The following is a 12,735-nucleotide window of genomic DNA, read 5'->3' as shown; positions in this document are numbered from 1 at the left end:
GTGTTCAGGCGATGACCGAAAGGGGTGGAGCGCGGCTGCGAGCGCCCGGGAATATGGCCTGGCGAGCATGCCCTTGGCGAACCGGGGCGGGCGTGAGCAGTGGGGGGAGGGTGGCCGCGGCGTTGAGCGGGCTGAGGGTCTGGGGCAGGGCCGGGCAATTGAACAGCAGGCTGCAGTAGCCGCATTTTTCCCAGACCACGTGCAGCTTGCCATCGGCCTGGCCGTGGTGGCCTGCACTGCCATGGTCGTGCTCGGCCGCCATCGCCATGTCCATCGGCATGGACATGGTCATGCCGGCATGGTGCTCCATCGGCATCGACTGGGAAACCAGCGGGCCGATGAAGATCATCCACATGGCGAACAGGCTCAGCCAGCCACCCCCCAAGCGCCTGCGGTCAGGGCGGGAAGTGCGGGCGAACCGGTTGCGCGGCAGGCTCATGGCGAATGTTCGTCGACGATCAGTGGCTATGCGTGTGCGTTTGCTGCTCGACAGGTGGCTGCTGCTGCACGGCCACCTCGACGGTGACATCGCCGGCTTTCTCGAAGTGCAGGGTCAGCGGGAAGCGCTTGCCGTCGCTGAGCAGGCTGCGGTCCTTGGGTTGCATCAGCATCACGTGGTAGGCGCTGGGGGCAAAGATCAGGTCCTTGCCTGCCGGCACCGGGACGCTCGGCACCTGCTGCATTTTCATCAGGCCATCGGCAGTCCTGGCGTGCTCGTGCAACTGGGCGTCGTCGGTGATGGGGCTGTCGACCGAGAGCAGGCGGTCGTCCTGCTGGCCGTTGTTGTGCACGACGAAGTAGGCCGCGACATTGGGGGCGTTGGGCGGCAGCGCCAGGGACCAGGGGTGGGCGATATGCAGGTTGCCCACGGTGTATTCATGGGCATTGGCGAAAGCGCCGGGCAGCATCAGGGCGGCCAGGACGAGGGCTTGCTTGAGCATGGTGAGTCTCCGATCTGTACAGGTTCAGGCAGACAGCGGGTTGAACTCAGGCCAGGGGGGACGCGCGGGGATTGAGCGCCGGCCATAGCTGGCGCGGCGTGGGTCGGTAGTCGGCAAGAGGCGCTACGAAGCCGGCTTGCACCAGCGGCGGGTTATGCAGCTGCGCAGGGTAGCCGGGCAATGCGAGCAGGGGCGCGACGCCGGTGCAGCACCAGCAATTCATCATGCTGGCGCTGTCGTCGCTCTGCGGCCCCAGGTCGATCTTGGCCAGGGCCTGGACATCGACCTTGCTCTTGTTCGCCATGCTCGAACAGAAGGCACCCCACAGCAGCTGCTCGGCCGGCCCTTTGGGCGCGGCCGACGACAGCGGCATGGCCAGCAGGTTGAACAGCACTGCCAGGCAGGCTATCCACGCAATGTGCCGACGTGGGGTCATGGGAGAGATCCGGTCAGGAATCAGGTGGCTATTGTAAGGGCGAGTATAGGTAAAAATGCCCGGGTGCGATGAAGTGTCGCACCACGGGTGAGGGTTGGGTGTAGGGGCTTTCTCAAGGTGGCCCCCGTAAAAGCTGGCGCTGTGAGCGATGCCCGCCGAAATACCTGACAGGTCAACGGGCAGAAGACAGCCAGTCTTCTACACGTAACCCCGGCACACGAAGGAATTCTCGCCGGTTGTTGGTGACCAGTACTAGGCCGCGCGCTCTGGCGTGGCCCGCGATCATCTGGTCGTAGGGCCCGATGGGGCTACCTTCACGTGCAAGTTCCGCTCGTAGTTGACCTGTGTGAGCCGCAGCATGATTGTCGTACTCCAGAACCTCCAGTCGTGCAGCGAAACCTTCGATGACCGCCAGATTACGCTCGGGGGCGGCGGATTTTTCTGCGCCGTAAATCAGTTCCATCAAGGTGACAGTGCTGATCGACAATTGGCCATGGTGGCGATTGAACGCTTCACGCACACATTGCGGTTTGTTCTTGATCGTGAAGATGCAGATATTGGTATCGAGCATGTACCTGAGCATCAGAACCCTTCGCGCTCCTGGTCGGCAGGTTGGTCGCGGCTGGCCATGAAGTCCTGGCTTGCATCCTCTCCATCGAACCAGCTATCCCACGCTTCTCCAGCAGGCGTAATGATGCGGGCGCGGCCAACAGCGACGATATCCACGCGAGTGACTTCTTCGGGAAGGGCTAGTGATTTGGGCAAACGGATGGCCTGGCTGCGGTTGCTTTTGAAGACAGCACCTTGATCCATGACGAGCCTCCTGGGAAGCAAGAATGTATGTCCGAAGTTTAGGCTTCAGCTGGTATATGTCAATGGGATATACATCGGGCGAGGCTGGCCAAAGTCGGCAATGGCGTTCAGAAGCAAGCGTACCTCTTCATACTCCCGGTCGACTTTGGGCAATACCGGCCGCTTGAGCACCAGTACCGGCACTCCCAACTCCCGGGCCACCTCGAGCTTGGGCTCGGTGGCGGTGCTGCCGCTGTTCTTGCTCACCAGTACATCGATTCGCCGCCGGGCGAACAAGGCGCGCTCGTCCGCGAGGTGGAACGGCCCGCGTGCGCCGATCACCTCACAACGCTCATTGCCGGGGCAGGCCTCAAGGGCGCGCAACGTCCAGAACTGGTGGGCAGGGATTTCATGCAGGTGCTGCAAGGGTTCGCGACCGAGGGTGAACAAGGGCCGCTCGAAGGGGGCGAGGGCCTTGATCAGCTCGGCCCAGCCGTCCACCTCGCGCCAGTCATCGCCGGCCTGAGGCTGCCAGGCCGGGCGGCGCAAGGCCCAGCAGGGAATGCCGACGGTGGCGGCGGCCTGGGCTGCGTTGGCGCTGATCTGCGCCGCATACGGGTGAGTGGCGTCGATCAGCAGGCCGATGCGTTCTTCGCGCAGGTAGGTGGCCAGGCCATCGGCGCCGCCATAGCCGCCCACGCGCACCTGGCAGGCGAGGTCCTGGGGCACGCGGCCGATGCCGGCGAGGCTGTAGATATGTTCAGGCCCCAGCTGGCGGGCAATGGCCAGGGCTTCGCTGACGCCGCCAAGCAGCAGGATGCGCATGCTCATTGCACGCCCGCCCTGCCGACGATGCCACCTTGGCGATCGATGGCGAACACCTCGACCTGCACCTGGGCCGGCACCACGCTGCGCGCGAACGTCAGGGCGTGGGCGCACACTGTATCGCCCAGGGCGATGCCCGCCGTGTGGGCCAGGGCCAGGGCCTGCTGGCTGGTGTTGGCGCCGATGATGGCCGCCTGTAGCGTTGAGTCCGCGCCGATGTCGGCAGCCCAGCGCGCCAGCTGGGAGAGGTCGATGCTCGAGCTGCGGCTGTGCAGGTCCATGTGCCCGGCGGCGAGCTTGCTGATCTTGCCGAAGCCGCCACACAGGGTCAGGCGCGGTACCGGTACCTTGCGCAGATGCTTGAGCACGGCGCCGACGAAGTCGCCCATCTCGATCAGGGCGATTTCCGGCAGGCCGTAGACCTGGCGCATGGTGTCTTCGCTGGCGTTGCCGGTGCAGGCGGCGATGTGGGTGTAGCCGTTGGTGTGTGCAACGTCGATGCCTTGCTGGATCGAGGCGATGTAGGCCGAGCAGGAGAATGGTCGGACGATGCCGCTGGTGCCGAGGATCGACAGCCCGCCGAGGATGCCCAGGCGCGGGTTCATGGTCTTGAGGGCAAGCTGTTCGCCGTCGCGCACGTTGACGGTCACTTCGAACCCCCCTGCATGGCCGCACGCGTCCGCCAGGCGTTGCAGGTGTTCGCTGATCATGCGCCGCGGTACTGGGTTGATGGCTGGCTCGCCCACCGCCAGTACCAGGCCCGGGCGGGTGACCGTGCCCACACCGGCGCCGGCGACGAAGCGCACGCCCGGCGCGTCGAGCAGGCGCACCTGGCTGTAGAGCAGGGCGCCGTGGGTCACGTCGGGGTCATCGCCGGCATCCTTCAACGTGCCGGCCTCGGCGCCTGCGGCGGTGAGGCGGCAGAATTCCAGGCGCATCTGCACCTGCTTGCCCTTGGGCAAGGTGATCTCCACGGCATCGGCAGGCTCACCGGTGAGCAGCAGGCGCGCCGCCGCCAGGCTGGTGGCCGTGGCGCAGCTGCCGGTAGTCAGGCCGCTGCGCAGGGGCGCGGCGTTCTCGCGGGTTTCTTCACGCATCGAGAGGTTTCACCACGTCGAGCAGGGTGATCGGCAGGGCCTGGCGCCAGGTGTCGAAGCTGCCCAGGGGCTGGGCATGGGCCACGTGGAGGCGGGTCAGCTCGCCGCCATGGGTGTCGCGGAACGTGGCCAGGGCCAGTTCGCTCTGCAGGGTCACGGCATTGGCCACCAGACGGCCGCCAGGGCGCAGCCGCTCCCAGCACGTGGCCAGTACGCCATCGCCGGTGACGCCGCCACCGATGAAGACCGCATCGGGGCGCTCCAGCCCGGCGAGCGCTTCGGGGGCCTTGCCGCGGACCAGTTGCAAGCCGGGTACGCCGAGGGCGTCGCGGTTATGCTCGATATGCGCCTGGCGCCCTTGGTCGGCCTCGATGGCCAGGGTGCGGCAACTGGGGTGGGCGCGCATCCACTCGATGCCGATCGATCCGCAGCCGGCGCCCACATCCCACAGCAGCTGACCAGGGCGAGGGGCCAGGCGGGCGAGGGTGATGGCGCGCACGTCGCGCTTGGTCAGCTGGCCGTCATGGCGAAAGGCGTTATCGGGCAGGCCGACAACGGGCGACAGCTGCAGGGTGGCGGCTGAGGCCTGGCATTCGATGGCCACCAGGTTCAGGTCTGCGGCCCGGCCGTGGGGCCAGTCTTGCGCGCTGCCGGACAACTGGCGTGCCTGAGGGCCGCCCAGGTGTTCAAGGACCTGCAGCCGGCTGGGGCCGAAGCCGCGCTCGCAAAGCAGATGGGCGATGGCCGCCGGGCTGTCGCCGTCGTTGCTCAGCACCAGCAGGCGCAGGCCGCTGTAGAGGTGGGCATTGAGCGCGGCCAGGGGGCGGGCGACGAGCGACACCACCTGCACGTCCTGCAACGCCCAGCCCAGGCGGGCGGCGGCCAGGGCGCAGGACGATGGCATCGGCAGCACCAGCAGCTCTTCGGCGGGTAGGTGGCGGGCGAGGCTGGCACCGACGCCATAGAACATCGGGTCGCCGCTGGCCAGCACGCACACCGGCTCGCCACGCAGGGCCAGGACCGGGGCCAGGGAGAACGGGCTCGGCCAGTTCAGGCGTTCGCCAGCCACGCAGCGAGGCAGGAGCGCCAGCTGGCGCGGGCTGCCAAAGATCCGTGGGGCACTCAGCACGGCGCGCCGGGCCTGCTTGCCCAAGCCGTTGAAGCCGTCTTCGCCGATGCCCACTATTGTCAGCCAGGGTGCCATCTGTTGTTGATCCGCCATGTTGGGGCTGCGCTGCAGCCCATCGCGGGGCAAGCCCGCTGCTACAGAGTCCGCGTGTACCGCCCTGAAATTCTGTGTCGTGTTCGACCGCCGGTTTTTCATGCCGCCGGACAAAGCAGGCATAATACCGCGCCTTCTACACTCAAGCGCATTTTCAAGATGCCGGATGCCCCCTTGACGCAGCCCCCTGTCACCCTCGTGTCGCCCCGCCCCTCGGCCTGCCCGGGGTTGTGGCGCATCGTCGATGCGCGCGACGGCGGGATCTGCCGCATCAAGCTGCCTGGTGGCGTGCTGCAGGCCGGGCAGGCCGAGGCCGTAGCCGACGCTGCCGAGCGTTTCGCCACGGGCGTGATCGAAGCGACCAACCGCGCCAACCTGCAGATCCGTGGCATTGGCCACGACCGCCAGGGCCTGGTGCAGAACTTGCTCGATGCCGGGCTCGGGCCGCGTGATGCCGCATTCGACGATGTGCGTAACCTGATGCTCAGCCCGCTCGCAGGCCTCGACCCCGCCATGCTGCTCGATACCCGCCCATTGGCCGGGGACATTCTGCGGATGCTGGAAACCACCCCGCGCTTGCATGAACTGTCGGCCAAGTTCGCCATCCAGCTCGACGGCGGCGAAGGCCTGGCGATGCTCGAGCACCCCCATGACCTGTGGCTGTCGGCAATGACGCTCGACCAGCACACTTGGCTTGCGTTCGGCCTGGCCGGGTGCCCCGGCCAGGCGATGGGCGCCGTGCCGGTCGAGCAGGGGCTGGCGCTGGTGCAGGCAGTGCTGGTGCGCTTCCTCGACCTGGCCGGGCCGCAGCAGTCGCGCATGCGCCAGTTGCTCGCCGATTGCCCGGTCGGCGCGTTCATCGGCGGCCTGGGCCTGGATATCCGTCGTGATGCAGCGGTACTCGGCTGGCGCCGCGCGCCGGCCCGGGCCCCGTGGCTTGGCCCCTTGGCCCAGCGACAGGGCATGGCCCTGGGTATCGCTCCGCCGTTGGGGCGCCTGACCTCGAGCCAGCTGCGCGGCATTGCTGGCGTGGCCCGTACCGCGGGTGATGGCAGCCTGCGCCTGAGCCCTTGGCAAAGCCTGGTGATACCCAACCTGAACCCGGCGCGGCTCGAGCAGGCCCAGGCAGCATTGCACGCCCTGGGGCTGCTTTGCCACGCCGATCACCCCCTTGCCCGGCTCACCGCCTGTACCGGCTCAATGGGGTGCGCCAAGGCCTTGGCCGACACCAAGGCTGACGCCCTGGCGCTCGCGTCCTTGTTGCAGGCCGGGCGACCCGGCAGCGTGCACCTGTCCGGCTGCCCCCGCTCCTGCGCTGCGGCCCACGTCGCCCCGGCCACCTTGCTGGCCCGCTCGCCGGGCCGATACGACCTTTATCTGCGTGACGCTTACCAGCCGGGCTTCGGCAGGCTTCGCGCAACCGACATCACCCCAGAAGAAGCAGGCGCCATGCTCGACCTGCCGACGGAGCACCTTGATGATTGACTACATCCGCGATGGTCAGGAGATCTATCGCAATTCCTTCCGGATCATCCGCGAGGAAGCCCGGCTCGAGCGGATACCCGCCGACCTGGAGAAGCTCGCTGTGCGGGTGATCCATGCCTGTGGCATGGTCGATGCCATCGACGGCCTGCAGTTTTCCGAAGGTGCCGGGCGTGCCGGCCGCGAAGCCCTGGCCAAGGGCGCGCCGATCCTGTGTGACGCACACATGGTCGCCGAAGGCGTGACCCGCGCGCGCCTGCCGGCCGACAACCCGGTGATCTGCACCTTGCGCGACCCCAGCGTACCGGACCTTGCCAAGGCGCAGGGCAACACCCGCTCGGCCGTGGCCCTGGAACTGTGGCGCCCGTACCTGGAGGGCAGCGTGGTGGTGATCGGCAATGCCCCGACAGCATTGTTCTACCTGCTGGAGATGCTCGACGCCGGCGCTCCCAAGCCTGCGCTGATCCTGGGCTTCCCGGTGGGCTTCGTCGGCGCCGCGGAGTCCAAGGCGATGCTGGCCGCCGACAGCCGCGGCGTGCCGTTCGTGATCATGCAGGGCCGCCTGGGCGGTAGCGCGATGGCCGCCGCCGCGGTCAATGCCCTGGCCACGGAGGTGGAATGATGCAGCCGCGTGGACGTCTGTTCGGCCTGGGCGTAGGCCCCGGCGACCCGGAACTGATCACGGTCAAGGCCCTGCGCCTGCTGCGCGAGGCCCCGGTGGTGGCCTACTTCGTGGCCAAGGGCAAGCGGGGCAATGCCTTCGGCATCATCGAGGCGCACCTGCAGGCGGCGCAGACCTTGCTGCCACTGGTGTATCCGGTGACGACCGAAGTGCTGCCGGCGCCGCTGTCCTACGAACAGGTGATCAGCGACTTCTACGACGAGGCCGCCGTGCAGGTGGCCGCGCACCTGGACGCTGGGCGTGACGTGGCGGTGATCTGCGAGGGCGACCCGTTCTTCTACGGCTCCTACATGTACCTGCACGACCGTCTGGCCCAGCGCTACGAGGCCGAGGTCGTCCCTGGCGTGTGTTCGATGCTCGGAGGGGCCTCGGTGCTGGGCGCGCCGCTGGTGTATCGCAACCAGAGCCTGTCGGTACTCTCCGGCGTGTTGCCCCATGACGAACTCAAGCGGCGCCTGGCCGATGCCGATGCTGCCGTGATCATGAAGCTTGGGCGAAACTTCCCCAAGGTGCGCCAGGTGCTGGGCGAACTGGGCCTGGACGAGCGTGCGCTCTACGTGGAGCGTGCGACCATGGCCAACCAGAAGATCGTCCCGCTGGACGAGGTGGACCCGCAATCTTCGCCATACTTCTCGCTGATCGTCGTGCCGGGTGAAAAATGGCAGGGCTGAACATGCAGACGGCCCCGGCGATCGTCATCCTCGGCCCCGGCAGCCTGGCTACCGCGCAGCGGATCCAGCGGTGTTATCCACAGGCGACGATCCATGGCCTGCAAGGGCGGGTCGAGGACGTGGATGCACGCTACGACAACTTCGGTGACACCCTGCGCCAGCTCTACCGGCAGGGCTCACCGATCATTGCCTTGTGTGCTGCCGGCATCGTGATTCGCAGCCTGGCCGGCCTGCTCGCGGAAAAGGGCGCCGAGCCACCGGTACTGGCGGTGGCCGAGGATGGCAGCGCCGTGGTGCCGCTGCTAGGTGGCCTGGGCGGGGTCAATGTCATGGCCCGGGAGATCGGCCTGGCGCTGGATGTGGCACCGGCCATCACCACCAGTGGCGAGCTGCGTTTCGGCACCTGCCTGCTCAACCCGCCGCCAGGCTACACACTGGCGGACCTGGAGCAGGGCAAGCGCTTCGTCTCCGACCTGTTGGCCGGTGAGGCGGTACGCGTGGAAGGCGAGGCGCCCTGGCTTGCCCAGGCGGACCTGCCGCAGGACCAGGCGGCCCAACGCGCCATCCATGTGGGCTGCCAAGCGCGGCCGGCCAGCCGTGACGAGCTGGTGATCCATGCCCGCTGCGTGGTCGTGGCGGTCGAGGGCGGTGGTTCGGGTGTCGTCGAGCGGGTACGCGAGGGGCTGCGCAAGGCCGGTATCGCCGAGCAATCGCTGGCATGTCTGCTGGCCGCGGAGCAGGCCATGGCCGACCAGGGCTTGCACGATGCCGCGCAAGCACTGGGCGTCGAACTGCGCTTCGCCACCCTGGCCTCGGACCTTGCCGGGATGGTCGCCGAAGCCGTGCCCGGAGCCCGGTTGATCGAACAGGATGGTCTCGTCGTCGCAGTGGCTGCGGCGCCCGTGGATGCCCTGCAGGTGGGCAGGCGTCGAGGGCGCCTGGCCGTGATCGGGCTTGGCCCCGGCGCGGCCGAGCTGATGGTTCCGGCGGTCAAGGCCGAGCTGGCCCGTGCCCAGGACGTACTCGGCTACGAGACCTATGTGCGTATGGCCGGCCCGTTCCGTGAGGACCAGGTACTGCATTGCACCGACAACCGCGAAGAGATGCAACGCGCCCGTCATGCCTTCGAGCTGGCGGCCCAGGGGCGTTCCGTGGTGGTGGTGTCCTCCGGGGACCCGGGGGTGTTCGCCATGGCAGCCGCCGTGCTCGAGGCCTTGCACGAATCCAGTGACCCGGCCTGGCATCGGGTGGACCTGGAGATCCTGCCCGGGGTCTCGGCTTCGCTGGCCACCGCTGCCCAGGCGGGGGCGCCGCTGGGCCATGACTTCTGCGTCATGTCGTTGTCGGACAACCTCAAGCCTTGGTCGATCATCGAGCGGCGCCTGGACCTTGCCGCCCAGGCTGACCTGGTGCTGGCCTTCTACAATCCGATCTCTCGCTCGCGACCCTGGCAACTGGGGCGTGCCCTGGACATCGTGCGCCAGCATCGCCAAGGGTCCACGCCTGTAGTCCTTGGGCGCGACGTTGGTAGGCCGGGGCAGACGCTGACGGTAGTCTCCTTGGCCGAACTGGTACCGGAAATGGTCGACATGCGCACCATGGTACTGATCGGTTCGTCGACTACCTGCACCTTCGAGCGCGCCAACGGTGGGCGCTGGGTCTATACGCCGCGCTGGTACGGCACCAAGCCTTGAGCGGTCGCAGGTACCGAGCATAGGAAGCGCTTCGTGGCAGGTTGAACCGCGCTTTGCCGTTAGGTTGCGGCTGGAGCCCCATGGCTCCATTCGCACCCTGACGGAGATTACCGATGACCCGCGACAACGAGAAGCTGCAACTCCAGGTCCTGCCGGACAAGAACCTGTTCGTGTTCCCCGACCACATGCAGGAGGCCAACCGCGACGCCGCAAAAGCCTCCCACGCGTTAGCCACGCAAGGCGCAAACAAGCAGTACAACCCTATTTCGCAAACCAAGCTGTGGTTCAAAGAGTACATCCGCCTGATGTCCGCAATGGGATGGGTGTCCGTCCGTACCGACGTCCAGCAAATCACTGCCAGTAACATGCACCTGGAGGTCAGCAACCTGCTTGGCAAGGGCCTGATGGCGGCAAAGGGGGTGTTTACCGGCGATGTGGCGGAGGCACTCAAGAACCTAGGAGAGGCAGTAGTGGCTGCCCTGGCGGCAAGCACTCGTAATGTCGAAGTGCTCGATTACAAGTCAGTCGAGGATGACCGCACCAGTCTGAGCCTGAACAAGTGCGAGCAATCGGCAGGCGGCCAGGTCGCCATGCTGGTGAGTGCCATCCAGACCGATGCCGAGCCAGACAAGGCCAGCAACTACCTGTTGTTCAAGTGGGAGAGCAGTGGAACCGCCAACTTTGCCTGCGGTGCGATCCTGATGTTCGACCAGCGTCGCTACGAGAAGGCGCGACCGATCATCGAGGGCAAACTCGATGACAAGGCCCTCGAGACCCTGCTCGCCCTGGAGCTCTGACCATTGAGCCGGCCCACTGTCCGTTTGCGGGCAGTGGGCCGAAAGGAGGCTTCATGAACAACGACTACACCGTGTGGCTCAACGGCAACAGCCTGGTGATGATCCACGATGCCGTGGGCGAGCTGCGCGCGGAAGATGCACTCAATATCCAGTTGGCAGCGTACTTGATGGCGGGCAAGCGCTACCCCGGGGCGGCCGCAGGTAGCGACTGGCAGCGCGAGTACCTGAAGGTACAAGGCGCTTTTGGTTGTCACCTCGACACCCTGCAGTCCCAGCTCACGACGAACCTGCAAGCGACACCCACCGAGCCATGGGCACTGATGTCTGAACGCTTGTCGATCAAGGTCGGTGTCGAGCAACGCGAGCAGGTCTTGCAATGCCTCGAAGATTTCAGGGCTAACGCCGCCCCCGCGCTGCGCCAGCTCTTGTGGAGCGAATGCGTCAAGCCGGGGGTGGGTAAGCAGAGTTGGCAGGTACGTGTGGAGCTGCGGGTGGTGTTGCCCGACGCTTCCATCATCAGCACCGAACTGGCGTTCAGCACGAGCGTAACGCTGGACATGCAGTGGTTGTGGGTGCCCTTGCGGATCACCGATACCCTGGAGTACGAATACTTCGATGGCCGTTATCGGCTGGATGAAAAGCGAGTGGCCTTGGTCCGCGAGGGGCTTGGCAAGTCCGTGTTGGCGAAGAAAGCGCAATACCGATGCAGGGTCCGCACCATTGCAGGAGCGAACGTATGAACGATTCCAATCGGCAAGCGGCCAGCGGCAAGCTCGTCCACAGCAGCTTGATGTCTTTTCTGCCGGATGTCAGCCCTCAGGCCCGTGACGACATCCTCCTGGCCAACGCCTTTGCCCAGCAGGTGGCCTGGAATGACCACGACCACGGCATCGAGGGTGACTGGTTCAGGAACTACTGGCGCAACCTGAGCATGCTGGGATTCGATGGCAAGACCTACCCAGGCTTTCGACGCCCGGGGCCGAACCGGGAAAGCATCGCGGCCCAGGCCCTGGCACAAGTGGCCCAGGCCGGGAACCAGGCCCAGTGCGAGCTTGCCCGGCGCTCCATGCAGGCGTTGGGTCGCGATCCGCTGGCGTTGTATGCGTTCGAGGCCCGGGCGCTATCGAAACAGAGGGCGCGCTTCCAGTTGCTGCCCTGTGCACAGCAGGCCAACGGCACCGTCAACATGGTGATGCTTCACATGGAAGTGGCCCTGACGCAGCACGCCAGGGGGGTGTTGTTCCTGCAGTCCGCCAGCCACAGTGAGGTGACGGATATGCGGGTGGAGGTCATCAGTTTTCATTTGCATGGCTTTCGCGACAACTACCGCCGCAAGGTCGAAGGCAGCGTGAACAAGCACAGCCTGCAGACCATCCTCGACCTACAACTCTAGAGCACCAGGTAACCCTTGATCCCGGTGAAGATGATCTGCGCTGCCAGGGCGCAGACGAACAGACCCATCAGGCGGCTGACGATCTGCAGGCCCTGGTCGCCGAGGAGGCGTTCGATGTGGTACGAGAGATAGAGCACCAGGCCTACGGTGAAGCTGGCCAGGGCGATGCTGACAATGGCCAGCAGCTTGTCGTCCCAGTGTGGCTGGCCCACGCCCATCACCAACAGTGCACCGATGGTGCCGGGGCCGACGGTGAGTGGGATGGTCAGTGGCACGATGGTCACATCCTGCTGCACATTGTCGGCCTGTACCGCCGACTTGCCCTGGGCCATGCCCAGAGCCGAGATGAACAACACGCTGCCGGCGCCGATACGGAAGGCGTCGGCGGTGATGCCGAATACGCCGAAGATCACTCGCCCGAACAGGTAGAGCAGGACGCTGGCCACCAGCACGGCGACGGCCACGCGCCAGGCCAGTTGCTTGCGCTCCTTGCTGGAATAGCCGCGGGTCAGGCTGATGAAGCAGGACAGCACGAAGAACGGGCTGTAGAGCACGAGCATTTTCAGGTAGACGCTGAACAACTCATGGAGCATGGCGCGGATCCATGGCGGGGGAGAGGTGTGGGCAAGTGTATCAGCACTCCAGGGACAACCCTCTGATTCTGAATGGGGAGCGGGGTTGCCGGTGAGGGATGGCACCGGCG

General features: G+C 66.2%; 16 protein-coding genes. 7 read left to right on the top strand and 9 right to left on the bottom strand.

Translation table 11 applies throughout. From position 1 onward, the window contains the following. Window positions 1–4 precede the first annotated feature (4 nt). From ACXHGZ_RS18765 to cbiE, 8 genes are all read right to left on the bottom strand, one after another. Complete coding sequence (locus ACXHGZ_RS18765) at window positions 5–439, bottom strand: DUF2946 domain-containing protein (protein WP_480460934.1); 435 nt, start codon at window positions 437–439, stop codon at window positions 5–7. Between the two features lie 19 nt (window positions 440–458). Then, entirely contained in the window at window positions 459–941 is a 483-nt protein-coding gene (locus ACXHGZ_RS18760; protein WP_480460932.1) for a copper chaperone PCu(A)C, read from the bottom strand. 46 nt (window positions 942–987) lie between these two features. Continuing rightward, the gene (locus ACXHGZ_RS18755) at window positions 988–1,377 is read right to left on the bottom strand and encodes a DUF2946 domain-containing protein (protein ID WP_480460931.1); all 390 of its coding nucleotides are present in this window, start codon (window positions 1,375–1,377) and stop codon (window positions 988–990) included. A gap of 172 nt (window positions 1,378–1,549) precedes the next feature. Next, window positions 1,550–1,960, bottom strand: a complete 411-nt coding sequence (gene vapC, locus ACXHGZ_RS18750; RefSeq protein WP_480460929.1) for a type II toxin-antitoxin system tRNA(fMet)-specific endonuclease VapC — start codon at window positions 1,958–1,960, stop codon at window positions 1,550–1,552. After that, window positions 1,960–2,190, bottom strand: a complete 231-nt coding sequence (gene vapB, locus ACXHGZ_RS18745) for a type II toxin-antitoxin system VapB family antitoxin (protein ID WP_084858774.1) — start codon at window positions 2,188–2,190, stop codon at window positions 1,960–1,962. The genes vapC and vapB overlap by 1 nt, the downstream gene beginning before the upstream one ends. Before the next feature lie 45 nt (window positions 2,191–2,235). Further along, window positions 2,236–3,000: a cobalt-precorrin-6A reductase gene (locus ACXHGZ_RS18740; protein WP_480460927.1), complete on the bottom strand. Its 765-nt coding sequence runs from the start codon at window positions 2,998–3,000 to the stop codon at window positions 2,236–2,238. Continuing rightward, entirely contained in the window at window positions 2,997–4,091 is a 1,095-nt protein-coding gene (locus ACXHGZ_RS18735; RefSeq protein ID WP_480460925.1) for a cobalt-precorrin-5B (C(1))-methyltransferase, read from the bottom strand. Before ACXHGZ_RS18735 ends, ACXHGZ_RS18740 begins: the two co-directional genes overlap by 4 nt. Then, on the bottom strand, window positions 4,084–5,295 hold the full coding sequence (gene cbiE / locus ACXHGZ_RS18730; RefSeq protein WP_480460923.1) for a precorrin-6y C5,15-methyltransferase (decarboxylating) subunit CbiE: 1,212 nt from the start codon (window positions 5,293–5,295) through the stop codon (window positions 4,084–4,086). Before cbiE ends, ACXHGZ_RS18735 begins: the two co-directional genes overlap by 8 nt. 177 nt (window positions 5,296–5,472) lie before the next feature. On the opposite strand from cbiE, the gene cobG reads away from it, so the two are divergent. From cobG to ACXHGZ_RS18695, 7 genes are all read left to right on the top strand, one after another. Further along, entirely contained in the window at window positions 5,473–6,798 is a 1,326-nt protein-coding gene (gene cobG / locus ACXHGZ_RS18725; protein WP_480460921.1) for a precorrin-3B synthase, read from the top strand. Continuing rightward, window positions 6,791–7,417 (top strand): precorrin-8X methylmutase, encoded by a 627-nt coding sequence (locus tag ACXHGZ_RS18720; protein ID WP_084858769.1) that lies wholly within the window; start codon window positions 6,791–6,793, stop codon window positions 7,415–7,417. Before cobG ends, ACXHGZ_RS18720 begins: the two co-directional genes overlap by 8 nt. Beyond that, window positions 7,414–8,148, top strand: coding sequence for a precorrin-2 C(20)-methyltransferase (locus ACXHGZ_RS18715; protein ID WP_480460919.1), 735 nt, complete (start codon window positions 7,414–7,416; stop codon window positions 8,146–8,148). The genes ACXHGZ_RS18720 and ACXHGZ_RS18715 overlap by 4 nt, the downstream gene beginning before the upstream one ends. Further along, a complete protein-coding gene (gene cobJ, locus ACXHGZ_RS18710; RefSeq protein WP_480460917.1) occupies window positions 8,136–9,842 on the top strand; it encodes a precorrin-3B C(17)-methyltransferase in 1,707 nt (568 codons plus the stop codon). Before ACXHGZ_RS18715 ends, cobJ begins: the two co-directional genes overlap by 13 nt. Window positions 9,843–9,955: 113 nt before the next feature. Continuing rightward, entirely contained in the window at window positions 9,956–10,639 is a 684-nt protein-coding gene (locus tag ACXHGZ_RS18705; RefSeq protein ID WP_480460916.1) for a hypothetical protein, read from the top strand. A gap of 53 nt (window positions 10,640–10,692) precedes the next feature. Next, window positions 10,693–11,379, top strand: a complete 687-nt coding sequence (locus ACXHGZ_RS18700) for a hypothetical protein (RefSeq protein WP_480460914.1) — start codon at window positions 10,693–10,695, stop codon at window positions 11,377–11,379. Beyond that, window positions 11,376–12,032, top strand: coding sequence for a hypothetical protein (locus ACXHGZ_RS18695; RefSeq protein WP_480460912.1), 657 nt, complete (start codon window positions 11,376–11,378; stop codon window positions 12,030–12,032). Before ACXHGZ_RS18700 ends, ACXHGZ_RS18695 begins: the two co-directional genes overlap by 4 nt. Here ACXHGZ_RS18695 and ACXHGZ_RS18690 read toward each other — a convergent pair. After that, window positions 12,029–12,625: a MarC family protein gene (locus ACXHGZ_RS18690; protein WP_480460911.1), complete on the bottom strand. Its 597-nt coding sequence runs from the start codon at window positions 12,623–12,625 to the stop codon at window positions 12,029–12,031. The genes ACXHGZ_RS18695 and ACXHGZ_RS18690 overlap by 4 nt on opposite strands. Window positions 12,626–12,735: the final 110 nt, after the last annotated feature.

Source organism: Pseudomonas shiyinii (assembly GCF_056725765.1).
Note: the sequence above shows the minus strand (reverse complement) of the source record. Positions and strands in the feature narration are given on the sequence as shown.